Source organism: Collinsella sp. TM10-22 (assembly GCF_003466125.1).
Lineage (GTDB): Bacteria > Actinomycetota > Coriobacteriia > Coriobacteriales > Coriobacteriaceae > Collinsella.
The window spans coordinates 22,707-47,954 of record NZ_QSOC01000010.1 but is presented as its reverse complement, the minus strand read 5'-3'; the positions used below and the strand labels follow the sequence as shown (position 1 = coordinate 47,954).

Annotated in this window: 26 protein-coding genes; 1 reads left to right on the top strand and 25 read right to left on the bottom strand. The window is 60.5% G+C overall.

Annotated elements, in window-relative coordinates; genetic code table 11:
- Positions 1 to 150: 150 nt before the first annotated feature.
- From DXD94_RS09195 to DXD94_RS09185, 3 genes are all read right to left on the bottom strand, one after another.
- A complete protein-coding gene (locus tag DXD94_RS09195; RefSeq protein WP_117763867.1) occupies positions 151 to 1,551 on the bottom strand; it encodes a phosphoglucomutase/phosphomannomutase family protein in 1,401 nt (466 codons plus the stop codon).
- A gap of 157 nt (positions 1,552 to 1,708) precedes the next feature.
- A complete protein-coding gene (locus DXD94_RS09190) occupies positions 1,709 to 2,602 on the bottom strand; it encodes a homocysteine S-methyltransferase family protein (protein ID WP_117763866.1) in 894 nt (297 codons plus the stop codon).
- 10 nt (positions 2,603 to 2,612) lie between these two features.
- Entirely contained in the window at positions 2,613 to 3,035 is a 423-nt protein-coding gene (locus DXD94_RS09185) for a metal-dependent transcriptional regulator (protein ID WP_117763865.1), read from the bottom strand.
- Positions 3,036 to 3,155: 120 nt separating this feature from the next.
- Between DXD94_RS09185 and pepT the strand changes: the two genes are divergently transcribed.
- Positions 3,156 to 4,403 (top strand): peptidase T, encoded by a 1,248-nt coding sequence (pepT, locus tag DXD94_RS09180; RefSeq protein ID WP_117763864.1) that lies wholly within the window; start codon positions 3,156 to 3,158, stop codon positions 4,401 to 4,403.
- Between the two features lie 301 nt (positions 4,404 to 4,704).
- On the opposite strand, the gene DXD94_RS09175 is transcribed toward pepT, so the two are convergent.
- From DXD94_RS09175 to DXD94_RS09075, 22 genes are all read right to left on the bottom strand, one after another.
- On the bottom strand, positions 4,705 to 5,937 hold the full coding sequence (locus tag DXD94_RS09175; RefSeq protein ID WP_117734919.1) for an LCP family protein: 1,233 nt from the start codon (positions 5,935 to 5,937) through the stop codon (positions 4,705 to 4,707).
- Between the two features lie 12 nt (positions 5,938 to 5,949).
- Entirely contained in the window at positions 5,950 to 7,233 is a 1,284-nt protein-coding gene (gene murA / locus DXD94_RS09170) for a UDP-N-acetylglucosamine 1-carboxyvinyltransferase (RefSeq protein WP_117734918.1), read from the bottom strand.
- Between the two features lie 88 nt (positions 7,234 to 7,321).
- Positions 7,322 to 7,714, bottom strand: a complete 393-nt coding sequence (gene atpC, locus DXD94_RS09165) for an ATP synthase F1 subunit epsilon (protein WP_006235718.1) — start codon at positions 7,712 to 7,714, stop codon at positions 7,322 to 7,324.
- A 3-nt stretch (positions 7,715 to 7,717) separates the two neighbouring features.
- Positions 7,718 to 9,172 carry a F0F1 ATP synthase subunit beta gene (gene atpD, locus DXD94_RS09160; protein ID WP_006235717.1) on the bottom strand — a complete coding sequence of 485 codons (1,455 nt, stop codon included), beginning with the start codon at positions 9,170 to 9,172 and terminating at the stop codon, positions 7,718 to 7,720.
- Positions 9,172 to 10,080, bottom strand: coding sequence for an ATP synthase F1 subunit gamma (gene atpG / locus DXD94_RS09155; protein ID WP_117743860.1), 909 nt, complete (start codon positions 10,078 to 10,080; stop codon positions 9,172 to 9,174). Before atpG ends, atpD begins: the two co-directional genes overlap by 1 nt.
- A 5-nt stretch (positions 10,081 to 10,085) precedes the next feature.
- Positions 10,086 to 11,684 (bottom strand): F0F1 ATP synthase subunit alpha, encoded by a 1,599-nt coding sequence (gene atpA, locus DXD94_RS09150; RefSeq protein WP_117734916.1) that lies wholly within the window; start codon positions 11,682 to 11,684, stop codon positions 10,086 to 10,088.
- On the bottom strand, positions 11,684 to 12,160 hold the full coding sequence (locus DXD94_RS09145) for a FoF1 ATP synthase subunit delta (RefSeq protein WP_006235713.1): 477 nt from the start codon (positions 12,158 to 12,160) through the stop codon (positions 11,684 to 11,686). Before DXD94_RS09145 ends, atpA begins: the two co-directional genes overlap by 1 nt.
- Complete coding sequence (gene atpF, locus DXD94_RS09140; RefSeq protein ID WP_117635548.1) at positions 12,150 to 12,752, bottom strand: F0F1 ATP synthase subunit B; 603 nt, start codon at positions 12,750 to 12,752, stop codon at positions 12,150 to 12,152. Before atpF ends, DXD94_RS09145 begins: the two co-directional genes overlap by 11 nt.
- A 15-nt stretch (positions 12,753 to 12,767) precedes the next feature.
- Positions 12,768 to 12,962: an ATP synthase subunit C gene (locus DXD94_RS09135; RefSeq protein ID WP_022094262.1), complete on the bottom strand. Its 195-nt coding sequence runs from the start codon at positions 12,960 to 12,962 to the stop codon at positions 12,768 to 12,770.
- Between the two features lie 124 nt (positions 12,963 to 13,086).
- Positions 13,087 to 13,890 (bottom strand): F0F1 ATP synthase subunit A, encoded by an 804-nt coding sequence (gene atpB, locus DXD94_RS09130; protein ID WP_022094263.1) that lies wholly within the window; start codon positions 13,888 to 13,890, stop codon positions 13,087 to 13,089.
- A gap of 3 nt (positions 13,891 to 13,893) precedes the next feature.
- Positions 13,894 to 14,205, bottom strand: a complete 312-nt coding sequence (locus DXD94_RS09125; protein ID WP_117734915.1) for a hypothetical protein — start codon at positions 14,203 to 14,205, stop codon at positions 13,894 to 13,896.
- Positions 14,206 to 14,486: 281 nt separating this feature from the next.
- The gene (gene upp / locus DXD94_RS09120; RefSeq protein WP_117763863.1) at positions 14,487 to 15,134 is read right to left on the bottom strand and encodes a uracil phosphoribosyltransferase; all 648 of its coding nucleotides are present in this window, start codon (positions 15,132 to 15,134) and stop codon (positions 14,487 to 14,489) included.
- Between the two features lie 123 nt (positions 15,135 to 15,257).
- Positions 15,258 to 16,799 (bottom strand): glycerol kinase GlpK, encoded by a 1,542-nt coding sequence (gene glpK / locus DXD94_RS09115; protein ID WP_117763862.1) that lies wholly within the window; start codon positions 16,797 to 16,799, stop codon positions 15,258 to 15,260.
- 13 nt (positions 16,800 to 16,812) lie between these two features.
- The gene (locus tag DXD94_RS09110; RefSeq protein WP_117763861.1) at positions 16,813 to 17,556 is read right to left on the bottom strand and encodes an L-threonylcarbamoyladenylate synthase; all 744 of its coding nucleotides are present in this window, start codon (positions 17,554 to 17,556) and stop codon (positions 16,813 to 16,815) included.
- A gap of 134 nt (positions 17,557 to 17,690) precedes the next feature.
- Positions 17,691 to 18,182 (bottom strand): type II toxin-antitoxin system HicB family antitoxin, encoded by a 492-nt coding sequence (locus DXD94_RS09105; protein WP_117743856.1) that lies wholly within the window; start codon positions 18,180 to 18,182, stop codon positions 17,691 to 17,693.
- Positions 18,149 to 18,334, bottom strand: a complete 186-nt coding sequence (locus DXD94_RS09990; protein ID WP_117763859.1) for a type II toxin-antitoxin system HicA family toxin — start codon at positions 18,332 to 18,334, stop codon at positions 18,149 to 18,151. The genes DXD94_RS09105 and DXD94_RS09990 overlap by 34 nt, the downstream gene beginning before the upstream one ends.
- Positions 18,335 to 18,402: 68 nt before the next feature.
- Complete coding sequence (locus tag DXD94_RS09095; RefSeq protein ID WP_117763858.1) at positions 18,403 to 19,653, bottom strand: HemK/PrmC family methyltransferase; 1,251 nt, start codon at positions 19,651 to 19,653, stop codon at positions 18,403 to 18,405.
- A gap of 139 nt (positions 19,654 to 19,792) precedes the next feature.
- Positions 19,793 to 20,002, bottom strand: coding sequence for a hypothetical protein (locus DXD94_RS09600; protein WP_147335822.1), 210 nt, complete (start codon positions 20,000 to 20,002; stop codon positions 19,793 to 19,795).
- Positions 20,003 to 20,446: 444 nt separating this feature from the next.
- Positions 20,447 to 21,514: a peptide chain release factor 1 gene (prfA, locus tag DXD94_RS09090; protein WP_117763857.1), complete on the bottom strand. Its 1,068-nt coding sequence runs from the start codon at positions 21,512 to 21,514 to the stop codon at positions 20,447 to 20,449.
- A gap of 289 nt (positions 21,515 to 21,803) precedes the next feature.
- A complete protein-coding gene (locus tag DXD94_RS09085; RefSeq protein ID WP_117763856.1) occupies positions 21,804 to 23,219 on the bottom strand; it encodes a M20/M25/M40 family metallo-hydrolase in 1,416 nt (471 codons plus the stop codon).
- A 72-nt stretch (positions 23,220 to 23,291) separates the two neighbouring features.
- Positions 23,292 to 24,077: an amino acid ABC transporter ATP-binding protein gene (locus DXD94_RS09080; protein ID WP_117743854.1), complete on the bottom strand. Its 786-nt coding sequence runs from the start codon at positions 24,075 to 24,077 to the stop codon at positions 23,292 to 23,294.
- Between the two features lie 22 nt (positions 24,078 to 24,099).
- Entirely contained in the window at positions 24,100 to 25,248 is a 1,149-nt protein-coding gene (locus DXD94_RS09075; RefSeq protein WP_117763855.1) for an amino acid ABC transporter permease, read from the bottom strand.

Here is a 25,248-nt window from a genome sequence, read left to right as displayed (position 1 = left end):
GCGGCAAGGAGATATATTGCCAGACCGGAGGGGCCCCGGGGGCGGGAATCTGGGCGCACACATTTCCTACACAGTTTAGAATCCGACTAACGTTTGCCAGTCGTTACCTACCGCTCGCCGAGCATCTCTTTATATAAGGCAGTCTCATGGTTAAAGCGGATACGTCCCCCTAGCTAAAGCACAGCCAGCATCGAGCAACTCATCGCGTTCTTCCACCGAGAACCCCTCGGCGTAGACGCGCACCACTGGTTCGGTCCCGCTAGGACGGACCAGCAGCCACGTGTCATCCTCGAATGCCAAACGCAAGCCATCCATATGACTAACGTTTTGCGGCACCTTGCCACAAATCGACTTGGGGTTTACACCCGGCAGCAGGGTTCGTAACGTTTCGGCATCTTCGGCCTCAAGGCGTAAATCGCGTCGACCGTAACTCGTCTTACCAAAACTGTCCTCGAGTTGGTCGACCAGAACGCCCAAAGGCGCGTCCGTCTTCGCCATAAGCTCGCACAAAATCAGACAGGCGAGGATTCCATCGCGCTCGGGCATATGCGCGGCGATGCCGATACCACCGGCTTCTTCGCCGCCTATGAGGACGCCGCCCTTCTTCATCTCCGCCGCTATATATTTGAAACCGACTGGTTTGACGGTCACGCGGCAGCCAAGCGCCTCGGCAATGCGGCGCACGAGCGTCGAGCATGAGAGATTGACGACGACGCGCCCCTCCAAATTACGAAATTGAACCAAGTCGCCCAAAACGAGCGCCATGATCTGATGCGGATGTATATATCTGCCGCGCTCGTCAACCGCGCCGATACGGTCGGCGTCGCCGTCGGTCACCAGGCCAGCGCAAGCTCCGTCCTCGATAACCGTGCGCTCGCAAGCGTCCACCCACGGCTCAACGGGGTCGGGGCAGATATCTTCTTGGTCAGGTGCCTGCCCGGCATGAATCTCGTGCACCTCAACGCCAAGATCGCGCAGCAGGTCGGCTAGATAGCCCTGGGCTGCACCGCCCATGGGATCAACCACCACGCGCAGGTGCGCGGCGCGGATGGCTTCGGCATCGACAAACGATGCCACCGCCTGCATATAGTCAGGAATGATATCCGCGGTGCGATATTGTCCCTCGATCCCCATTGGCTCGGGAGCCATGGTCTCTTCGAGCTCTTCGATGACATCCTGGTTGGCGGTCGAGCCGTCACCCATGCGAATCTTGAGGCACAGATAACCCTGCGGATGATGGGACCCCGTCACCATGAGCGCACCGCACGCCTCACCGTCATAAGCCGCCGCCCACGTAAGGGCAGGGGTCGGGACAGATCGCGAAGCGAGCACGGCGTCTAGCCCGTGCGCTGCTAGCACACCCGCCGCAAGCTCAGCGAACTCGCGCGCCAGGGGCCGGGTGTCGAACCCTATATATACCGTTTTGCCCGGATTGGTCTTTTGCCACAACTCGCCGACGGCATCGGCGATACGGGCAACGTTATCGGCAGTGAAGTCCTCATCGACGCGAGCGCGCCAACCGTCAGTTCCAAAATGAATTATCGCGCACACACGCAGACACCTCACAGTGTTTGGATCATGGTACGCATGAGGTATACCCGCAGCACGCACTCAGCAACCTGCCGGCGCCAGCATTCACCATTTGGGCAAATGCTGCCGAGGACATGCAAGCAACAGAAAACCGCCCAGTATGGAGCGGTTTTGCCCTTTATATATCGAGCGCCTCGGCCATCGCTGCCGTAGTGATTGCCGTGGTTCCACAGCAACTGCCCACCATTGCGGCACCGGCATGTCTCCATTCGATGCATGCGCGCGCGAAAGCTTCGGGGTTCTCGTGCCATACGGGGCCATCCTGAGTCTGGACCGGATCGCCCACGTTGGGACGCACCGTGACGGGAGTAGTCGCCGATGCAACCATCCTGGGCACCGCCGCATTCGCGGCCGCAAGCGAACAGCAATTAACACCAACCGAGTTTGCGCCGTGTTTTTCGGCGTACAAAACGGCTGCCTCGATGTTGAGGCCATCGCCCAACAGGTCGCCTTTATCGTCAACGACAAAACTCACCAGGACAGGCATGCCGTCGGCGGCATCTCGGGCGCCGGCAAGCATGGGCTGCAAATTACGGATAGACGTCACCGTCTCGATCAGCAGACCGTCAACACCGGCATTAAGCAAGGCGTGCGCCTGTTCGCGCGCAATGCCTCGGATTTCACGATACTCGGCAGAGTCTTCGGCAAACCACTCAATACCGATCGGGCCCATCGAGCCCAGTAGCAGCTGAGGGTGCGCCTGGCGGGCATCGTCGACGGCCCCGCGATTGACCTCCGCCACGGACGGCGCAATCTGATCGTGGTTGAGGGCATAGCTTGATGCCTGAAAGGTGTTGGTAATGAGCACCTGCGCGCCGGCGGCGACATACAAGCGATGAATACGAGAAACGGTCTGCGGCTCTGCCAGATTCCAAAACGCCGGTGGAATGTCGGCGGCATCGTACTCACTCAACAGAACACTGCCCATGGGACCCTGCGCCAACAAGGTCTCGCTCGACAAGCGGCGCGTAAGTTCCTCGGCACCAAAGCGGTTGTAATAACTCGTATCCATATCTATCCCGCTATTCCTCGACGCTGATTCCCTGCTTTTCGAGATAGGCGAGCCAGCGGTTCATCGTGTCCTCGGAAAGCGCATGTTCCATCATGCAGGCCTCGGAATCGGCTCGCTCAAATTCGACACCGAGCTCCTGAACCAAAAACGTGCGGATGAAGCGATGACGGTACCAGATAGCCGTACCAACCTCGCGGCCGCGATCGGTCAGGACTACCTTGCCGTAGTGCGATTGCTCGACAAGTTCGGATGCTTTGAGCGCCGAAACCGCTTTATTGACCGATGCCTTGGAGACGCCAAGGCGCTGCGCGATGTCGACCGATCGCACGCCGTTGGTTTCCCCCTCTTCGCTTTCAATGCGAACCATGCACTCCAAGTAGTCTTCGTTCGCCACCGTCAGGTGTAGTTCGCGCGAGCTATTTGTCGTATCCATGATCTTCCGTCCCTTCTGCATTCAATGGCTGATTCTACCCCATCCAAGCGTCGCGGTATGCCGTGGCATACCGTGCTAGAGTTCTTGTTGCACACGACGACCAAGATTGGAGCGGTCTTTATGGAAAACATCACCACGAACCCCGATGTCCTCGAGCGCTTTTTGCGCTACGTCCAGATCAACACGCAGTCCGAGGATGCAAACTGCGACCAGGTACCCTCGAGCGCCGTTCAGTTTGACCTTGCCAACGTGCTGGCTGAAGAGCTGCGCGAGCTTGGTGCGGAAGATGCCCACGTGACCGAGCACGCCTATGTCTGCGCGCATATCCCCGCAAGTGTGGGCGCTGAGGACAAGCCCGCCCTGGGCCTGATCGCCCATCTCGACACCACCGAAGTTGCACCGGGCGCCGGCGTGAAGCCGCACATCGTGCACTACGAAGGCGGCGACCTGGTCTGCGGCACGGTTGACGGTAAGCCCGTTGCCATGAGTACCACCAAGCTTCCCGCCCTGAACGACCTCGCGGGTGAGGACCTGGTCTGCAGCGATGGCACCACGCTGCTGGGCGCGGACGACAAGGCAGGCGTCGCCGAGATCATGTCGCTTGTCGCGCGTATCGCTCAGGACCCTTCTCTGCCCCATCCCGCACTCGGCATTTGCTTCTGCCCTGACGAGGAGATCGGCCACGGAGCCGAGCTGTTGGATATCGATACCTTTGGCTGCAAGTACGCCTACACGGTCGACGGTGGCCCCATCGGCGAGCTGGAGTGGGAGTGCTTTAACGCCGCCGAGGCGACCGTCCGCTTTGAGGGCCAGTCCATCCACCCGGGCGACGCCAAGGGCCGTATGGTCAACGCAGGCAATCTGTTCTGCGACTTCAACGCGTTGCTCCCCTACATGCAGCGCCCGGAGTATACGGAAGGCTACGAGGGCTTTTATCACCTTGAGGGTGTATCTGCAACCGTCGATCACGCCACAGCGCGCTATATCGTCCGCGACCATGACGCCGCCAAGTTCCAGCAGAAACTCGACCTTATTGATGCCGCCGCCTCGATGCTCAACCAGCGCCTGGGTGAGGAGCGCGTGACGGTCGAGATTAAGCAGCAGTATCGAAATATGGCCGAGATCGTTCGTGACTATCCCGAGCTTATTGATGTTGCCAAGGAAGCCTACCTTGCCTGCGGCGTTGAGCCCCAAGTGCTGCCGATTCGCGGCGGCACCGACGGCGCGCAGCTGTCGTTCCGCGGTCTGCCCTGCCCCAACCTTTCCACCGGCGGCTATTGCTACCACGGCGTCAACGAGTTTGTCCCGGTCAGTTCACTCGTCAAGATGACCGACGTCCTGCAGGAGCTCGTCGCCCGTTTCGCATAAGCCTGGCTGCATAAACCCAAAAGACGAACCGCCCCGTCCTCAACCGAGAACGGGGCGATTATTTTTTTGCAATGAGAACAGGTTGACGCGCGCCAGCCTCTTGAAGCAAGGAGTGTCCCAAACTGCCGGCACATAAGGAACGTCCCCAAGTGCCAAGTGACTACCCATGTGCCAAGTGTTACGCCGATGCTCTGGCGGGTTTGTTGACCTTCTGGTCATGCCCTGCCTTTTGAATGACAAATTGTCGCCTTGGGCGGCGCGCAGCGTCGAGCCGTTACGGCGTTTGGTAAAACGCCGTAACTTAGTAGTTGGCTTCGTAGCCGTTACCGTCGCCGGTGGGCTCTTCGTAGTAGTCCGAATCGCTCGAATCGCTTGAGTCATCGGAATCGTCAGAGCTGACCGATGAGGTTGCGGTACCGTTTGCGTAGTCGTCAGACGTGTTGTTGTTCAGGTCGCCGATCGTAGAGCTGGAACCGTCGGAAAGACCCATGGTGTTGGGACCCTTGGGATCCTTGCCGGCATCGACGCGCTCCATCATTTCCTTGAGCTCGTCCTCGTAGACAAAGACGTAGCTCACACCGTCGATCATGGTGCTGTCGTCGGCGTACGAGGGCAGGTTGGCCGAGTAGATACCGTCGACATCCATACCGCGCATGGCGTTGACCGTAGACACGATATCCTGAACGCTCATATCGGTTACGAGCATATCGGACAGCGAATTAACCAGGCCAAAGATCTTCGTGGCATCGAAGTTATTGAGAATCTGGTTGGCAAGGGCGCCAAGCACCTGACGCTGGTGGCGCATGCGCGTGTAATCGCCGTCGGCATAGATGTAGCGGCAGCGGGCATAGGTAAGGGCGGTAGCTCCGTCCATATGCTGCTGACCAGCGGTAATCTTAATATCCAGGTGCTCGGGGTCGTCAACATCATCGGTTGCGTTAATGTCGATACCGCCAACCGAATCAATCAGCGCCTGCATACCGTCGAAGCTGACCTCGGCATAGTGGGAAATCTGAACACCGCACAGCTCGTTGACCGCCTCGACCATGGCTTCGGCGCCGCCAACGGTATGGCAGGCGTTGATCTTCATGGTCTCGCCCTTGTACACGACCCTGGTATCGCGCGGAACGGAAATGAGCGTCGCCTGCTTTTGCGTGGGGTCGATGCGTGCCAAGATAATCGAGTCGGCACGATACGTATCCTCGCCCGGACGGCCGTCGGTGCCAAGAAGCAGCACGTAGAACGGATCCTTTGCTTCATCGGTGTCAACCAGAACCCGACGCAGATTGTCGGTAATGACATTAGAATCGCCGAGCTTGCCCATAATGGTGGCAAACCACAGGCCGGCAGCGGTAGTGGCACTCAGCAGCACGCCAAGCACGACAATGAGCGCGACGTGACGAATCGTGTGGCTACGACGGCGCTGGCGGGCGCGCTCGGAATAGCGAGCGACGTTGTCGCGGCTGTAGATCTTGGCCTGCGCACCAGTCGAGGGTCTTCGGGTGTTATCCGCCAGGGGCTTCTTGTTAAACATAGGCAACCTGCATTAGTAGATGACGGGATCGGGGACGGTGGCATGTTCGACATGCGCGCCAAGCGCCTGCAGCTTTTCGACAAACTGCTCGTAGCCACGTTTGATGTGATGGATGGCAGAGACCTCGGTAACGCCGTCGGCGATAAGACCGGCAACCACAAGCGCCGCGCCGCCACGAAGGTCGGGCGAGGTGACCTGTGCACCCGAGAAGCCCTTGACGCCATGAATCATGGCGTGATGGCTCTCGATACGAATGTCGGCACCCATGCGCACCAGCTCAGAGGCAAACATAAAGCGATTCTCGAAGATGTTCTCGGTAATAACGGAACTGCCATCGGCGAGGGCGGAGAGCACCATAATTTGTGCCTGCATGTCGGTCGGGAAGCCGGGGAACGGAAGCGTCTGGATGTCGACCGGCTTGATGCGCTCGGCGCGATTCACGTGAACGCCGTCGTCGGTACGCTCGCAATCGATGCCCATGAGCTCCATCTTCTTGAGCACCATGCCCAGATGGATGGGGCAAAAACCCGTGACGTCAACACCGCGATCGTCAGCCATCAGCGCACCGGCGACGATAAAGGTACCGGCCTCGATGCGGTCGCCCACCACGCGATGGGTAACGGGATGGAGCTCTTCCACGCCCTCGATGGTCACGACAGGCGTACCGGCGCCGACAATCTTGGCGCCCATTTCGTTGAGCATGTTGGCGAGATCGACGATCTCGGGCTCGCGGGCGGCATTGTCGATAACCGTGGTGCCCTGTGCGCGCACAGAGGCCATGATGAGGTTCTCGGTCGCACCGACACTGGCAAACTCGAGCGTGACGGTGGTGCCGCGCAGGCCCTGAGGCGCGCTGGCGTTGATGTAGCCGTGGGCGGTATCAAACTCTACGCCCAGGGCCTCAAGACCCAGAATGTGCATATCGATCTTGCGAGCACCCAGGTTGCAGCCGCCCGGCATGGCGATCTTGGCGCGATGGAAGCGACCCAGCAGGGGTCCCATGACGGCGGTGGAAGCACGCATCTTGGCAACGAGCTCGTAGGGGGCCTCCCAAGAATCGGCCTGAGAGGTATCGATCTCGAGCGTGTGCTCGTCGAGAACATCGATCGTAGCGCCCATGCCCTTGAGCACCTTGCCCATCACGTGGACATCGGAAATATCGGGCACGTTCTGCAGCGTCGTCTTGCCCGGCGCCAGAAGCGTTGCCGCCATGAGTTTGAGCGCGGAGTTCTTGGCACCCGAAACGGGCACGGAGCCTCCGATGGCATGGCCACCCTCAACGCGGATAATATCCAAGGTCTACCCTTTCAAAAAGCATGCCCGGGGTGGCTGGGCCATCCCGGGCATGATGTGTTCGCAAATGGTCGAACGTTAAATCGTTTGACTATTGGGCAAGCTTGAGCTTACACCATGCGATTTCATTATAGAGGTAGGCGCGGCGTGCATCATCCTCCGACAAATTACCCAGCTTCTCTTCAAAACCTTGAATATCAGCTTTAAGCTTGTCGGCATCGACGGTCGCCAGATCGCAAGCGCGCTCGGCGAGAACGGTCACGACATCGTCCGCAACCTGGGCATAGCCGCCGGCCACGGCAAACGTGTGGTCGACAGTGCCCATGGCCTTATCGGAAACGCGAACGTAACCGCGGTCGATCGTGCAGATCTCGCTGGAGTGAGCAGGCAGAACGCCAAACTCGCCATCCGTGGACGGAATCGACACAAACGCAGCGTCGCCCTCATAGGCGCAGCTCACGGGGCACACGATGCGGATACGCATAACCTACTTCTCCCCCATCTTGCGGGCGCGCTCGCGCACGTCCTCAATCGTGGAAGCATAGCGGAAAGCCTGCTCGGGCAGGTCATCGGCCTTGCCGTCGACAATCTCGGCGAAGGAGCGGACGGTATCCTCGACGCGGACGTAGACACCGGGGTTGCCGGTGAACTTCTCGGCGACGTGGAAGGACTGCGAGAGGAACTGCTGAATCTTACGAGCGCGGTTGACCGTAAGGCGCTGCTCCTCGGACAGCTCGTCCATACCCAGAATGGCGATGATGTCCTGAAGGTCGGAGTACTCCTGCAGGAGCTCCTGGACCTTGACGGCGACACGGTAGTGCTCCTCGCCGACGATCGAGGGATCGAGAGCGTCGGAGGAAGACGCGAGCGGGTCGATAGCCGGGAACAGGCCGAGCGACGAAATGCTACGCGAAAGAACCGTGGTGGCGTCGAGGTGCGTAAACGTCGTGGCAGGCGCCGGGTCGGTCAGGTCGTCTGCGGGGACGTAGACAGCCTGGACGGAGGTAATGGAGCCCGTCTTGGTCGAGGTAATGCGCTCCTGGAGGTCGCCCATCTCGGTTGCCAGCGTGGGCTGGTAACCAACGGCGGACGGCATACGGCCCAGCAGTGCGGAAACCTCGGAACCTGCCTGGGAGAAGCGGAAGATGTTGTCGATGAACAGCAGAACGTCCTGGCCACGATCACGGAAATACTCAGCGGTGGTAAGGCCGGCCAGACCGATGCGCAGACGCGCTCCGGGCGGCTCGTTCATCTGACCATAGACCAAGCAGGTCTTGTCGATAACGCCAGACTCGCTCATCTCGAGGAACAGGTCGGTGCCCTCGCGGGTACGCTCGCCGACGCCGGTGAACACCGAGGTGCCGCCGTGCTCCTGGGCGAGGTTGTTGATGAGCTCCTGAATCAGAACGGTCTTGCCAACGCCGGCGCCGCCGAACAGGCCCGTCTTGCCGCCACGGATGTAGGGCTCAAGCAGGTCGACGGCCTTGATGCCGGTCTCGAAGATCTCGGTCTTGGTGGTGAGCTCGTCAAAGCGGGGCGCTGCATGGTGGATGGGGTAGAACTCCTCCACCTCGGGCATGGGCTTGCCGTCGACGGGCTTGCCCATGACGTTCCAAATGCGGCCGAGCGTCTTGGGACCAACGGGCATCTTCATGGGCTCACCGGTATCGGTGGCGATGAGGCCGCGCTGCAGGCCGTCGGTCGAGGACATGGCGACCGTGCGGACGACGCCGCCCGGAAGCTGACTCTCGACCTCGAGGATCGTGCTCAGATGACCGATCGGGGTCTCGGCCTCGACCGTGAGCGCGTTGTAGATCGGGGGCACCGCGCCGTCAAACTTGACGTCGACGACAGGGCCGATGATACGCACGATGCGACCATCACCGGCAGTCGTCTTCTTGGTGGCTTCCTCGACCGCAAGCTTTACGGTGTTATTAGCCATTACTGTTCCTCCAATGCTGAGGCTCCGCCGACGATCTCGTTAATCTCGGTCGTGATCGAAGCCTGGCGCACGCGACTATACGTGCGGGTAAGGGTCGAGATGATCGCGGTGGCGTTTTCCGTCGCGGAGTGCATGGCCTTGCGGCGTGCACCCTGCTCGGCAGCCGCCGAATCGATCAGGGCCTGGTAGATGACCGTCAGGATATACGACGGTACAAGCTTGCCGAGAACATGCTCGGGAGAGGGCACGAACTCGAACGTGGACGAGATGCGCTTAGGGGCGTCGGTCTCGTTCTTACGCGGACCGTGGGCCATAGCGATCATCTCGGGGTCGAGCGGCAACAGATGCTCGACGCGAAGCTCCTGATCCACGCGGTTCTTTGCGTGGTGGTAGACAAGCTCGACACGGTCAAGCTCACCGGCACGATACGCATCGCAGATATGAGAGGAGATCATGCGGGCCTGATTGAAATCGGGCTCAGAAGAGTTGCCCTCAAAGTGCATGATGACGTTTGCGCGGTCGCGAAAATACGTGGCCGGCTTGCGCCCGCACGCGATGATCTCGCACTCGATGCCGTCGTTCGCCCAAGAAGCGGCGAGCTTTTCGGCCGTACGCTCCACTGTCGTATTGAAACCGCCGGCAAGGCCGCGGTCCGAGGCAATGACGACAATCAGGCCATGCTTGACGCTCTCATGCTTCTGCAGCATGGGATCGGTGCCCGAACAGGAGGCGTCGCCGGCGACCGTCAACATGACGTCGGTCAGCGCCTCCTTATAGGGCTCGGCCTGCTTGGAGCGATCGAGGGCACGACGGATCTTGGCCGTAGAGACCATCTCCATCGTGCGCGTGATCTGCTTGGTCGTGGTAACCGAGGAGATTCGCTTCTTAATGTCGCGAAGGTTGGCCATAGGGCTTAGTTCTCCTCTGATCCAGAAACATCCGAATGGTGCTTGGCCATGAACTGCTGCTTAAAGTCGCCGATGACGCGCAAGAGCTCAGCCTTGGTGTCATCATCGATCTTCTTGGCGCGAACCTTGTCGAGCAGTAAGCCAAAGCCATTGTCCATGTACTCGATGAGCTCGGCACGGAAAGGCAGCACGTCGGCGATCTCCAGGTCGTCCAGGAAGCCCTCGTTGCCAGCGAACAGCGCAACGATCTGCTCGCCAACCTCAAATGGTTTATAACGCGGCTGCTTCAGGAGCTCGGTCATGCGGGCACCATGGGTCAGCTGCTTCTGAGTAGCCTCGTCAAGGTCGGAGCCGAACTGCGTAAAGCCGGCGAGCTCCTGATACGAAGCGAGGTCCAGACGGAGGTTGCCGGCGACCTGCTTCATGGCCTTGGTCTGCGCGTCGCCACCAACGCGGGACACGGAAATGCCCACGTCGACTGCCGGGCGCTGACCCTGGAAGAAGAGCTCGGACTGCAGGTAGATCTGACCATCGGTAATGGAAATGACGTTGGTCGGAATGTAGGCCGAGACATCGCCGTCCTGGGTCTCGATGATCGGAAGTGCCGTCATGGAGCCGTAACCGTTCTTCTTGGACATCTTGACGGCACGCTCGAGCAGACGAGAGTGCAGGTAGAAGATGTCGCCAGGATAGGCCTCGCGTCCGGGCGGACGATGCAGCGTCAGCGACATCTGACGGTAGGCCACAGCCTGCTTGGACAGGTCGTCGTAGATGACGAGCACGTGACCGCCGGGGTTGGTCTCGTTGGCGGGCTTACCATCCTCGCCGTTGTACATAAAGAATTCGCCGATAGCGGCACCGGCCATAGGCGCGATGTACTGCATAGGGGCGGAATCGGCAGCGGTGGCCGAAACGATGATGGTGTAGTCGAGCGCACCGTGCTGAGCGAGGGTCTCGCGGATGTTGGCAACCGTGGATGCCTTCTGGCCGATGGCGACATAGATGCAGACCATGCCCTTGCCGCTCTGATTGAGGATAGCGTCGATGGCGATGGCGGTCTTACCGGTCTTTCGGTCGCCGATGATGAGCTCACGCTGACCACGGCCGATAGGCACCATGGAGTCGATAGCCAACAGGCCGGTCTGAACCGGCTCGCACACCGGGGTACGGTCGATGACACCGGGGGCCTTGAACTCGATGGGACGACGGTGCGTGGCGACGATGTCACCCAGGCCGTCGATAGGCTGGCCGAGCGGATTGACGACGCGGCCAAGCATAGCACGGCTCACAGGGATATCCATAATGCGGCCAGTGGTGCGGCACTCGTCGCCTTCCTTGATGGAGTCGACGGCACCAAACAGAACGGCGCCGACCTCGTCACGGTCAAGGTTTTGGGCAAGGCCGAAGACGGTCTCACCGGTATCGGAGCTCTTGAACTCCAGAAGCTCGCCTGCCATGGCGCTCTTGAGGCCGGAGACGCGCGCGATGCCGTCGCCGACCTCGTCGACCGTTGAAACCTCATGCGTATCGACCGTCGCGGAGAGACTCGTGAGCTGCTCCTGCAGTTTCTTGGCGATATCCTGGGCATTGAGGGTTTCGGACATTAGGCTTCACCTCCGTACGAATTAGCAGAGTTTGCGAGGGTCTCCTGCGCGATGCGCAGCTGCGTCTTGACGGAAATGTCACGACGCTCGCCGCGGGCCTCGAGCACCAGGCCGCCCACGATAGACGGGTCGACCTGCTCGATAAGGAATACCTTGCGGCCGAAGTCCTGCTCGCATTTCTTAGTGATGGTTTGACGCAGCTCGTCGTCGAGCGGGATCGCCGTGGTGACGGTCACGCCCACTACATCCTCGTCTTCCTCGGCAACATACTTAAAGGCAGCTGCCACCTTGGGAAGAAGGTCGAGCTGGTCGCGCTTGGACATGGTGTCGAGCACGGCGATGATCTCGGGGCTGGCAGAAGCCAAGCGCTCGATCATCTCGAGGTCCTCGAACACATGGTTCTCGGCCTTGGCGGCTTCCAGAAGGGAGCGCGCATAGGTCTCGAGCACCTTGTCCTGATAGCGGCTAGTCGGCATTCAGGCTACCTGCTTCCTGGATGTAGCGCTCGATGAGCTTCTTCTGCTCGGCCTCGTCCTCGAGTGCCTCGCCCACGATCTTGGTGGCGACGGCAACGGACAGGTCGGCGATGGAGCTCGCGGCACCGGCGTAGATGGACTTGCGCTCGTCCTCGACAGTCGTATGGGCCTTGGCGATGATCTCCTCTGCCTCCTTGTGAGCAGCCTCGATGATACGGGCGCGCTCGGACTCGGCGTCCTTACGGGCCTCGAGAACGATGTCGGCAGCCTGACGACGGGCGTCGGTGACGATCGAGTCGGACTCAGCACGCTTGGCGATAGCCTCCTGCTTGGTCTTCTCGGCCTCGTCGAGGCTCTCCTCGATCTTCTTGCCGCGCTCCTCCATGGTTTTCATGATGCCCGGCAGGGCGACCTTGGCCAGCACGATCCAGATAATCAGGAAGGCGATAAGCGCCGGGATGAACTCCGCCATCTTAGGGATGAGGATGTCCGCACCGGCAGCGCCGTCCTCGGCGAACGCGGAAACCGGCATGAGCAGCGCGGCCGCGGACGCGGAGAGTGCGATCGCGCTCTTCTGGGATGAAAGATTCATACTTGACGCTCCGTGCTATTTAACGATCAGCGCGACAACGAAGCCGATCAGAGCCAGAGCCTCGCCGAAGGCGGAGCCCATGATGAAGACGGTGAACACGCGGCCCTGGACCTCAGGCTGACGGGCCATAGCACCCGTAGCACCCAGAGCAGACAGGCCGATAGCAAGACCAGCGCCGATAACACCGAGACCGTAACCGATAACTCCCACGATTCCTCCTTTGTCGTGCGTGTCTTATTTCACGCAGGATAACCTTTTTATAACTGCCGGGCTCCATGGGTACGGGCACCGGCGGTTTAACGAATTGCCTTACCTTTAAGACGCGAACGGAAGACTACTCCTCCTCCGCGACCTCCTCTGCCTCAGAGACATACACGGCGGTAAGGACTGTGAAGACGTAAGCCTGGATGGCGCCGACCACAAGCTCGATCGCATAGATCAGGATGAGGATAGCAAGCCAGGCCAGCGAAGGCAGGGCACCGACGGCGTGGGCCGCGGAAACCTGCTGAAGCAGCGGCTGCATGAACATGCTCGCCATGATGGCGAACGAGCCCATGACCACGTGTCCTGCGAACATGTTGCAGAACAGACGGACGGCGAGTGTGATGAGGCGCAGGAAGGTCGAGAAAAGCTCGACGACCCACACAAGCACGTTCATCGGGAAGCTCACGCCCTGCGGGGCGAGGCTCTTGATGTAGCCGATCACGCCGTGAGCCTTGCATCCGTAGTAGATGAAGTACACGAAGGCGAAGATGGCGAGCGCGGCGGTGGAGCCGATTGCGCCGGTGCCGGGCTTCATTCCCGGGATCAGGCCGATCATGTTATTGATCAGGATGAACAGGAAAAGCGAGCACAGGAACGGGAAGTGCTTCTTCCAGTTCTCACCCACGACGCCCTTGCCGATATCGTTCTCGACGTACTCGATGATGTACTCGAAACCGTTGACGAAGAAGCCCTTGGGAACTAGGGTCTGCTTCTTCTTGAACACGGCCAGGACGATCAGGAGCACGATCGTGGAGACGATCAGCCAAAACGAGTACTGCGTGATGCCGCAGCTCAGATCGCCCACGACAGGAGTGGAGCTGAACTCGCTAACCAGATGATTAATCTCATCAGGCAGCTTTTCAAAAATTTCCACGACTTACCTTTCGACCTCATGAGGATCTCGCAGCGCCTTGGCGACGCGAACCGTGCAGGCGGCCATAAAGGCCACGAAGCCGATCGCCTCGCCCAGGAGGAACATGCGAAATGCCTCTCCGAACAACACAAACACAACCAAGGTAAAGACGAGCAGGGCGATTGCCGAGACCGCCAGACTCACCATGCCCTTGAGCATGTCCGCATTCTGCTTATCGTCAAGAACCGGCTTGAGCGTAAAAACAAAGGGAAGAAAGGCGACCGCGCCCGCGATGACGCCTGCAACGATAGCGAGCAGATCGGCTATCTGAAACACTGGCGTCCTCACTTTCCTTCTTTAACGCTTCCCAGAACAGTTCCCGCCAAACATTGGTGACTATTGTACGAGCCAATCGCTAAAGTACAACCGAAAAAGCATCGGTTAATACTCACCTGTTCGTTTTCTTAAGACCTTCTTTATGTCGCAGGTAGGTAATACGTTTTTCTCGAACCCCTCTGGGCTAAACGTCCGTTAACAGGAATGCGCGTGGACGTCTTTTTCTCGCCCGCGCGCACCATTTCTTCGTATTTGTGACCGTAGCCGACAAGGCCCGACGACTAGAGCGTGCCGTAGATGCGGTCGCCGGCGTCGCCCAGGCCGGGAACGATGTAGGCTGCCTCGTTGAGATGATCGTCGATGGCGCAGGTATAGATATGCACGTCGGGGTCCTTGTCGGTCAGCGACTTGAGACCCTCGGGCGCCGCGACGATGCACAGCATGCGGATGTCCTTGACACCGCGCTCGCGCAGGTAGCTGATGGCCATCTCGGCCGAACCGCCCGTGGCGAGCATGGGGTCGACGACCAGGCAGATGCGCTGGTCGATATCCTTGGGCATCTTGCAGTAATACTCGTGCGGCTCGTGGGTAACCTCGTCGCGCTCCATGCCGATGTGGCCCACGCGAGCGGAGGGCACCAGGTCGAGGATGCCGTCGACCATGCCAAGGCCCGCACGCAGGATGGGCACGATGGCGAGTTTCTTGCCGGCGAGTTGTTTGAACGTGGCGGTAGTGATGGGGGTCTCGACCTCGACGTCTTCCATAGGCAGGTCGCGCATGGCCTCGTAGCCGTCAAAAAGCGCGAGTTCGCGCACGAGCTGGCGGAACTGGTTGGTGCCGGTGTTTTTGTCGCGCAGGATCGACAGCTTGTGCTGGACGAGCGGGTGATCGACAAGCGTCACACGGGACGCGTCGTAGGTGACGGTCATGGGTTGATTGCCCCTTTCGTTGCGGCCGCAAAACGGCCTTGCTGACAAGGCGCGCAGCAATGTTGCCGCCGAACGCCATGCATTAGTTTAGCGGTTTATTGTATCGAGCAGCCCGTCGCAGCCCTACTGTGCGGTGCTGAGCGAACGCTTGACGGCATCACGCCAGCCGTCCAAGTTGCGCTCGCGGCGCTCGGCGGACATGTGCGGATGGAAGGTCTTAACGATCTGGGCGTTTTGCTCCAGCTCCTCAAGGTCCTCCCAATACCCGACCGCAAGGCCCGCCAAGTAGGCGGCTCCGATCGCCGTGGTCTCGACCGTCTCGCACTGCAGCACGGGGATATCCAGCAGATCGGCCTGGAACTGCATGATGAACTCGTTGCGCGAGGCGCCGCCATCGACAGACAGGCGCTCGATCGAAAGCCCCACGTCCTGCTCCATGGCGCGCAGCACGTCGTAGCTCTGATATGCCATGGATTCGCAGGCGGCACGTACGATGGTCGCGCGGCTCGAAGCGCCGGTCAGACCGCATACGATGCCACGGGCGCGCGCGTCCCACCAGGGAGCGCCCAAACCCGCAAAGGCGGGGACGAAGTAGCAGCCCTCGTTGTCGTTAATCGAAGCGGCGAGCTGTGCCGACTCGCTCACGCTCGAGATGATGCCCATGTTATTGCGCAGCCAGTTCATGGTGGAGCCGGCGGCAAAAATGGAGCCCTCGAGCGCATAGCTAACCTTGCCGTCCGCAGCGATACCGATGGTGGAGACCAGACCGTTCTTGGATTCGACAATCTCGTCGCCGGTGTTCATGAGCATAAAGCAGCCCGTACCATAGGTGTTCTTGGTCTGGCCGGGATGGAAGCAGCAGTGGCCGAACAGCGACGCCTGCTGATCGCCCGCCACGCCCATGATGGGCGGCATGTTGGTCATGATGTCGCTCGCGACGCGGCCGTACTCGCCGGAACTCCAGCGGACCTCGGGCATCATGGAACGTGGAACGTCAAAGAGCGCCAGCAGGTCGTCGTCCCAGTCGAGCGTATGGATATTAAAGAGCGCCGTGCGGCTGGCATTGGTGTAGTCGGTGGCAAAGACCTGGCCGCCGGTGAGGTTGTAGATGAGCCAGGTGTCGATGGTGCCAAACATGAGGTCGCCCGCCGCCGCGCTCTCACGCGCGCCGTCGACGTTGTCGAGGATCCACTGTACCTTGGAAGCCGAAAAATACGGATCAAGCGTGAGTCCCGTGTGGGAGCGCACCAGCTCTTCTGCGCCCTGCTCAACCAGCTCGTCGATCAGGGGTGCGGTGCGACGGCACTGCCACACGATGGAGTTGTAGATGGGCTGGCCGCTCACGCGGTCCCACACCACCGTGGTCTCGCGCTGGTTGGAGATGCCGATGGCCGCAATGCGGTCGGAATGGATGCCGCTCTTAAACTGGACCTCCATCATCACGCCGATCTGGCTGGCAAGCACCTCCATGGGATCCTGTTCCACCCAGCCGGGGCGCGGGAAGCTGGTTTTGACGCTGCGGCGCGCCTGGGCGACGATGCAACCGTATTCATCGACGATAGTCGCGAGCACCGAGGTGGTGCCGCAGTCGAGCGCCATGATGTAGGAACCGCCAAAGCTAAACGAGGCATCTTCCATGCCCAGGCTGCCTAGATTCAACGACATCGCTTACACCTTTCTATTGCATCGGGTCGGACAGGACCCGTTCGATCTCTGATGCGGGAAGTGCGCCTTGACGCAAGATCTGAAGCTCGCCGTGCTGGAACGACACGATGGTCGAGGCGTCGCGGCACGGTGTCTCGCCGGCGTCGACGGCCACATCGACCCCTTCCAGGATGCGACCCTCGACGGCGGCAAAACTTGCCGGCGCGGGCGCGCCATGCGTGTTGGCGCTGGTGCAGGCAAGCGGGCTGCCGCAGGCGCGGATGAGCGCTTGCACCACGGGCGAGGCCGACGCGCGAAGTGCCACCGTGCCATCGGCGGCGCGCATAAAGGTCGGCACGCAGGGGGCCGCCTTGACCACGATAGTCAGGGCGCCCGGCCAACATCTTCGGGCAAGCACGCGGGCCTCTTCCGGGATATCCACGCCGTAGCGGTCGAGTGCCTCGGCATCATCGACCAGCCAAGCAACCGTTTGGGTGAGCTCGCGCTGCTTGAGCGTAAAGATACGGCGATAGCCGGTACCGAGCGCGGGGACTGCGGCGCCGTTGACGGTGGCCTGCGGGTCGCGCGGCCACGACAGAGATTCGCTTGTATCTTGGGGCACGGCGTCCGAGAAGGCGTTAACCGCCACGGCGACGCCATAGACGGTCTCGGTCGGGATAAGGGCCAAGCCGCCACAGCCGAGCACCTCGGCCGTACGCTCGACGGCAAGCCGATGTGGCTCGCGCGCTCCCTCGAATACCCGATAGACCGTCTGCATGTGTATGCCAGCCCCTTACGCTCTGGTGCAAGTTTGTTTACTGTGGGGCATTCTCGCACGAAATGTTCAACCTATTTGCCCAGAGCGCATGTTGGTTTGGTGAGCGGCTCTAGTAGTCGGTGAAAGTGAGGGGGTTATTGGACTGCGACGAACTTCTTTGGCCTGCCGGCGTGGCGTTCTTGGGCGGCGTAGCGCTCGATGCTGTCTATCGTTATCATCCGACGGCCGTCGACGAGTTCAACATCGAGCTTTCCGGCTTTGACCAGCGCGGTGATCCGCGGAGCGGAGACTTTGAGGTCCAGCGCTGCGTCTTTAAATGTTCGGCACGCCGCTTCCCGAGCGTCCTCGTGGTCGATTTCGACTGAAAGGGCCACGACCTCGGCCGAGCGTTCGTACCCTGCCGGAGTCAAACCGTTGTTGAGGTCGTCGGCCAAAAACGCCATCAGCGCCTCGGTGGCATGGGCAATCGCTTCTTCGCGCGTATCGCCATCGGCAAAGGCGCCGGGAATCTGCGGGAAGCTGGCACAGTAACCGTCGTCTTCTTTTATGAGAACGCAATCATAGGTAAATCGATGCCTCATTTTGCCTCCAACTACCATCCAGCTTGGCGACGAATACTTGCCCACATGCCCTTCTTTGGTCGATCACCACCAGAGCCGTTCACGGCGACAACACGGCCACCAGAAACATACTTAGCATGACTACCGACTTGCGCGACCTTCACGAATCCATCGTGCTTGAGTAGGGCAATGATTTCCCGAAAGGTAGGAGGTTGCATGGGCCGACCTCTGTCAGCCGTCCTAATTATAAACTACTTTATAATTTTTGCTAACCAGTTAATAAATATTACTGGCGCTGTTTGGGCTCGGTGACGATGGCCCGAACGATGCGGGGGCGATCGGTGAGATCGCGGACGACGCGCACATCCGAAAGGCCCGCCTGGCGGCAGAGTTCGGCGGCGGCGTCGAGGGCACCCTCGTAGAGCTCGCAGGCAAAGAGTCCGCCGGCACGCAGCATATAGGGTGCCGCATTGAGCAGGCGGCGGAAAATGTCCAGGCCATCGGCACCGCCCTCGAGCGCTAAATCGGGCTCGAAGTCCTTGACCTCGTGCGGCAGCGAGCGCATAACGTCGGTCGGGATGTAAGGCGGGTTGGAGACGAGCACGTCGAAGGTGCCCCACTCGTCGTGGGGAATGGAGCTCACCAGGTTGGTGAGGCTGAAGGCAACCTCATCTGCCGTGAGGCCGAGCGCGTCGCGGTTTTTGGTGGCCAGATCAATGGCACGCGGCTCGATATCGGTAGCGGTGCAGGTAACGTGGCCGCGGCGCTCCCAAGCAAGGGAGAGCGAGATGCAGCCCGTGCCGCAGCCGACCTCGAGAACGCGAGCAGTGCGGGGCTCGGCTGGGGCAGGCGCAGCGGCATCCTGAGCTGAAGCCGTCTCCTGGTCGGCACCCTCGATGGCGATGCCGTATTCGTCGAGCTCGGGCTCAGCAGCTTCCGCAGTCTCGGCTTCCGCTGCCTGCGCGGCGGCTTCCTCGGCCTCGCGGTCGGCCAGTTCCTCGGCATAGGCACGGCTACCCAGCACGTCGCCGCCTAGCGCCGCCTCATCGGCAGCCGTCAGGTTAGCGGCACGGCGCTCGGCGGTCGCGCGTTCGTCTGCCAGCGCGGCCTCGGCTTTGCGGGCCTGCTCGACCTCATCGTTCCAAGGCAGCTCAACACGCTGACGGGCAGCAGCCTCGGGGCTCAGCACCTCGGCATCCAGATAATTGAGGACTTCCTCGACGAGCATCTCGGTCTCGGGGCGCGGAATGAGCACACCGGGGGCGCACGCGACGTCGATCATGCGAAACTGCGTGCTGCCCGTGATGTATTGCAGCGGCTCGCCCTTAGCGCGGCGGACAACGGCCGCGTGCATGGTCTCGAGCTGGGCCGCGTTAAGCGTCTCGTCCATGCGCATATATAAGTCGATGCGCGCCAAACCCGTGGCAGCGCACAGCAGCCACTCAGCAGAAAGACGGGGGTGCTCCTCACCACGCTCGGCTAGGTACTCCTTGGTCCACTCAAGACAACGCTTGATGGTCCAGATCTCGTTTGCCATGGGGCCCTCCCCTCTTAAGCGCCGGGCGGCGCGCGAATGTCGGAGCAGATTGTAAGCGAGGCAAGCGTTTGGCAAGGGACGATTGAAGGCGATTATCGACAATCAGCCCAGATTTTTACTTGGAACCTGCCCGAAGTGTTCATTCGTCGACGTCTAAATCTGCATCCGTCAAGTTTTTGGCAAGGTTGCCCCAAAACTGACCAATATCTAACCAAGAACTTGCCAAATCACTTGACGCGCGACGCATCAAAAAATGCACTGCAGCTTCTTGGACGATTTTTTGAGCAATATTTTCAATAACAGATGAACGCTGCAATTTCTTTGAGCAGGTAGCTGGCTTAATAGCCATCAAAGCCGATTGAATAACATCTCAAAGCAATGTGCCCAACCCAGTCATTGGGGACGTTCTTAAACGACTAGCTATCGGGGACAGTCTTCGCAGCCAGCCGCGAAGGACCGTCCCCATCTGCCGGCCTTTAGGGACAGTCCCCAACTGCCGGCACAAAAGGAGCGTCCCCAACTGCCAAGTGCCGCAAGAATGTCCCTTTTGACTAGTCATTTAAGAACGTCCCCAATGACTACCTTGGAAACCCCGCAGGTTGAGCATACCGCATCCGGAGCAAGGCAACGCTGCAGGTAGAGGACGGACAGCGAGCGACGTCCAGGGCGACAAGTTGGCATGAAAAAGGCAAGGCATAGACCTTCTGGTCATGCCTTGCCTTTTGAATGACAAATTGTCGCCCTGGGCGGCGCGCAGCGTCGGCTGGTCCGCCGTTCGGTAGAACGGCGGAACCTACACAGCTTGTGCCAGCTTCTCGGCTCGCTCGGCGGCGGCGAGCGCCTCGATGACGGTGCCGAGTTGATCGCCCAGAAGGACGCCGTTGTAGGTGGAGTTGAAACCGATGCGGTGATCGGTCACGCGGTCCTGGGGCTGGTTGTAGGTACGGATCTTCTCGGAACGGTTGCCGTGGCCGATCTGGCTCTGGCGCTCGGCACCGAGCTCTGCCTGCTGCTTCTCGAGCTCCATCTCGTACAGACGGGCACGTAGCATCTGCATGCAGACCTCGCGGTTCTGGATCTGGGAACGCTGCTCCTGCGACTGCACCACGGTGTTGGTGGGCAGGTGGGTGATGCGCACGGCGGAGTAGGTAGTGTTAACGCACTGACCGCCAGGGCCGGAGGCGCAGTAGGTGTCGATGCGCAGGTCGGACTGGTTGATCTGAACGTCGATCTCCTCGGCCTCGGGAAGCACGGCGACGGTCGCCGTGGAGGTCTGGATACGGCCCTGGGACTCGGTCTTGGGAACGCGCTGGACGCGGTGCACGCCGGACTCGAACTTCATGACGGAGTAGACGCGGTCGCCCTCGACCTTGAACTCAATGGACTTAAAGCCGCCGGCCTCGCTGGGACTAGAGTCGAGCACGGTGGTCTTCCAGCCGCGCGACTCGCAAAAGCGCTGGTACATCTTGTACAGGTCGCCGGCGAAGATGGCGGCCTCGTCGCCACCGGCGGCGGAGCGGATTTCGACGATGGTGTTCTTGTCGTCGTTGGGGTCGCTCGGGATGAGCATGTACTTGATGTCTTCCTCGAGCTGGGGAAGCTTCTCCTCGTTCTCGGAGATGTCCATCTGGAGCATCTCCTTCTCGTCCGCGTCGGTCGTGTCGCGGAGCATCTCCTTGGCGGCCTCGATGTCATCGAGCGCACCGATGTACTCGCGCGAGGCGGCGATGAGGTCGGACTGGTGCGCGTACTCCTTGTTGAGACGCGTGAACTCCTTAATATCGGAGGCGACGGCCGGATCGGAGAGCTTCTTCTCAAGATCCTCGTAGGCCTTGATAATCTTTTCGAGCTTGTCGCGCATGGCGGGACTCCTTTATATGCGTGAAGGTGAAAATCGGCAGAATTGATGGGGCGCGGGGCGCCGCTGCGGGGGTAAACCCGGCTAGAACATGTCGATCTTCAGATACATGCGCATCCCTTCGCGTATGGGGTACATAGTTGCGGTCTAACCCATACATGATAGCGTGCGCAGGAAAACCTGTATATAACCCGCACGGAATGAGCGGACGAAGCCGTTGGACGTTCCTTTACGACTAGTCGTTTAAGAACGTCCCCAACGGCCAACAAAGGGACTGTCGCTTTGTCGAATTCTAGAGCGTTTGGAGCAGGGAGATGAGAAAACGAATGCCCTGGAGGTAGGCTCGGTGGGTGATGCGCTCGTTGGTGCCGTGGACGCCGCGGTCGCACTCGTCATCGTCGACCACAAAGGCCGAGAAGCGAATGCACTCCGGGCAAATGCGCTGGTAGTTGGCAGCGTCGGTCGCGCCAATCACGGTCGAGGGCACAATTGCCACTGGCTCGAATGATCCGTTTTCCTCCGTCCCCTTTGGATCACGGAAATAGCGGGCGGCGATGGAGCGAACCGCCTCGAGGCCGGGACCACCGATGCGCGGGGACGGCGAGGGCTCGGAGCTGCCGGGGCCAAGTTCGACCTCCACGCGCTCGGCAAGACCCGCCGTGGCAACGGCGTCGCGGCAACGGGCAACGACATCGGCCACGCACGTGCCCTCGAGCATGCGGAAGTTAATGTTTGCCCACATATCCTGCGGCATCACGTTAGCACCGGTGCTACCGCCCTCAATTTGGGTCGGTGCACAAGTGGTGGTCACGAGCGGATAGAGCTTCTTGCTGGCGAGGCACTCGCGCACGATGGCGTCCTTGTTGGCGGCAATTTCATCGGCCGTGTAGAGCCCCAACTCGACGAGCTGGGCGGCAAGCAAGTCGGTCACACGCGTCGGCCATTCGATATCGCAAATTGCGGCGATGGCGCGGCTCAGCACCTCGAGTGACGTGCCGCCGTAGGGGTTGGAAGAATGCCCACCCGCGCTCTTTGTCTTGAGAACAATGTCGGCATAACCTTTCTCAGCCAGGTCGGCGTGCATGAGCCAACCCTCGCCCGCGCTGTACTCGGCAGCCGGAGCGATGCGGTAATCGCCCTCATCGATCAGGTACTCAAGCTCAATGCCGCGCTCCTCGAGCACGCGACCGATCGCCCCCGCGCCGCACTGCGTAGTTTCCTCGTCCTGGCCAAAGGCCAGGAGCAGCGTGCGCTCGTGCTCCCAGCCGTGCGCCAGCGCATACTCAACTGCCTCGAGAATGCCTGCGACCTGGTCCTTCATGTCGACAGCGCCGCGACCCCAGATGTAGGTATCGTCCACGTGCCCGCTAAAGGGGGCGTGCGTCCAGTCGGCCTCGGTACCCGGCACCACGGGGACCACGTCCATGTGGCCCATGAACATAACGGGCTTGAGAGCGGGGTCGGAGCCGGCAAGCGTCACCAACAGCGAATGGCCGATGAGCTCGACCTCGCCCGCCGCAAACACGCGCGGCCAGGCCTGCTGCATATAGGCGCGCAGGTCGTCGAACGGTTGCCAGTCCACCGCCTCGGCATCCATGCTCGAGATGGTCGGAAACGACAGCACGCGACCCAAGCGCTCGCTCGCGCCAGCTTCGTCCAAATCGGCAAAATCATCCTCATGCGCAAAGAAGCGCCAAACCTCGGCCATGACATCCTTTCGATTGTGGTGACGAGGGCCGCCCCACCGGAGCGGCCCTGCCACATAAGCGTTTGCGATCGGTTATTTGTCCTCAAGATAGCGCGAGAGGAACTCGCGGGTGCGCTGGTGTTTGGGGTTGCCGAAGAGCTCGGCCGGTGCCGCATCCTCGAGCACCACGCCCTGGTCCATAAAGACCACGCGGTCGGACACCGTGCGGGCAAAGGCCATCTCGTGCGTGACGACGACCATGGTCATGCCGTCGGCAGCGAGCTTGCGCATGACCTCGAGCACCTCTCCCACGATCTCGGGGTCGAGTGCGGAGGTCGGCTCGTCGAACAGCATGATCTGCGGATTCATGCACAGGGCACGGGCGATGGCCACGCGCTGTTTTTGACCACCGGACAGGCGGCCCACGGCGGCGTGCGCGAACTTTTCGAGCCCCACGCTCGCCAGATGCTCCATCGCGACTTTCTCGGCCTCGGTCTTGCTCATCTTTTTGAGCGTAACGGGCGCGAGCGTGCAGTTGTCGAGCACATCCATGTTGTTGAAAAGGTTAAAGCCCTGGAACACCATGCCGATGTCCTCGCGAAGCTTGTTGATGTTGCAGCGCTCGGCCGTGAGGTCCTGGCCATGGAACCAGATATGGCCCGCGTCCGGGGTCTCGAGCAGGTTGAAGCAGCGCAGGAAGGTCGACTTACCCGAACCCGAGGCGCCGATGATGGTGACGACCTCGCCGGGATTAACGGACAGGTCGATGCCCTTGAGCACCTCGAGTGAGCCGAAGCTCTTGCGCAGGCCCTCGACGCGGATAAGCGGCTCATTTGTCTGTGCGGCGGCCGCAACGCCGGTAGTGGCGGTATCTGCCATGATGATTCTCCTCGTCTTGAGCCTAGTTGGAGCTGGGCAGCGTTGCCGGGGCCTCGGCGCCGAGCTTTTTGCCAAAGGCCTCGAGCAGGCGGCTCGCCACGAGCGTCAGGATCAGGTAGACCACAAGCGCCACGCAGTAGACCTCCATCTGGCGGTAGTACACGCCGGCGACGGTAGTGGTGGCGTACATGAGGTCGAACACGCCGATGACCGAGAGCACCGACGAGTCCTTGATGTTGATGATGAGCTCGTTGGTGAGCGCCGGGATCGCGTTTTTAATGCCCTGGGGAAACACAACTTTGCGCATGGCCTGCCACTGCGACAGACCCAGCGAGCGCGCCGCCTCGGCCTGACCGGGATCGATCGACTCGATGCCGCCGCGCAGGACCTCCATCATATAGGCGGTGGAGTTGAGCGAGATGGTGACGAGGCCGGCGGTGAAGGTACTCCAGATCTGGTTGGCCTGGGCAGTCTCGAAGCCCATGCCGCGCAAAACGGTGAAGCCCGCGTAATAGATGAGCAGGCCCTGGACCATCATGGGCGTGCCGCGCACGATGGTGGAGTAGACGGTCGTAAAGCCGCGGCCGATGCTCTTAAAGAAGCGCACCGGGTCGTTATCCACGCGATCGAACGTCTGAATACGCAGGAACACAAAGAGCAGTGCCAGGAAAAAGGCGATGACGGTGCCGAAGGTGGCAAGCGCGATGGTGATCTCGATACCGCGGATAAAGAAGTCGCCGCTCTTGTAGGTCATGTAGACCAAGCTCGACAGAAAGTCGCTGGGATTGGAGTCCGAGACAATGCTCACCTGCACCAGGTCGATAAACGACATGACGCAACGGTCGATAAAGAAGATCGCCGCGATGGCAACCACGACATAGCTGCCCAGGCGCGCGCTGCGACGGCAACGCTCGGATGCAAACGGCGACTTTTGGCGATAGTCATTCCAATGCATGAGCTTGGTGACGAGCGCTGCCGCCGATACGACAATCCAAGCCCACAGAATCGCCCAGAGGCAGTCCTGGAACACACCCGTGGGCGCCAAGAAGCTCAGCGGCGTGGGGTTGCGCTGGCTAAACGCCAGACCGAGCGCCGCGATAACGCTCGTGCCCAGATACACATAACGGTGGTCGGCCTTAATTAAAGAGGCCAGACGATTAACGGTTTTCAT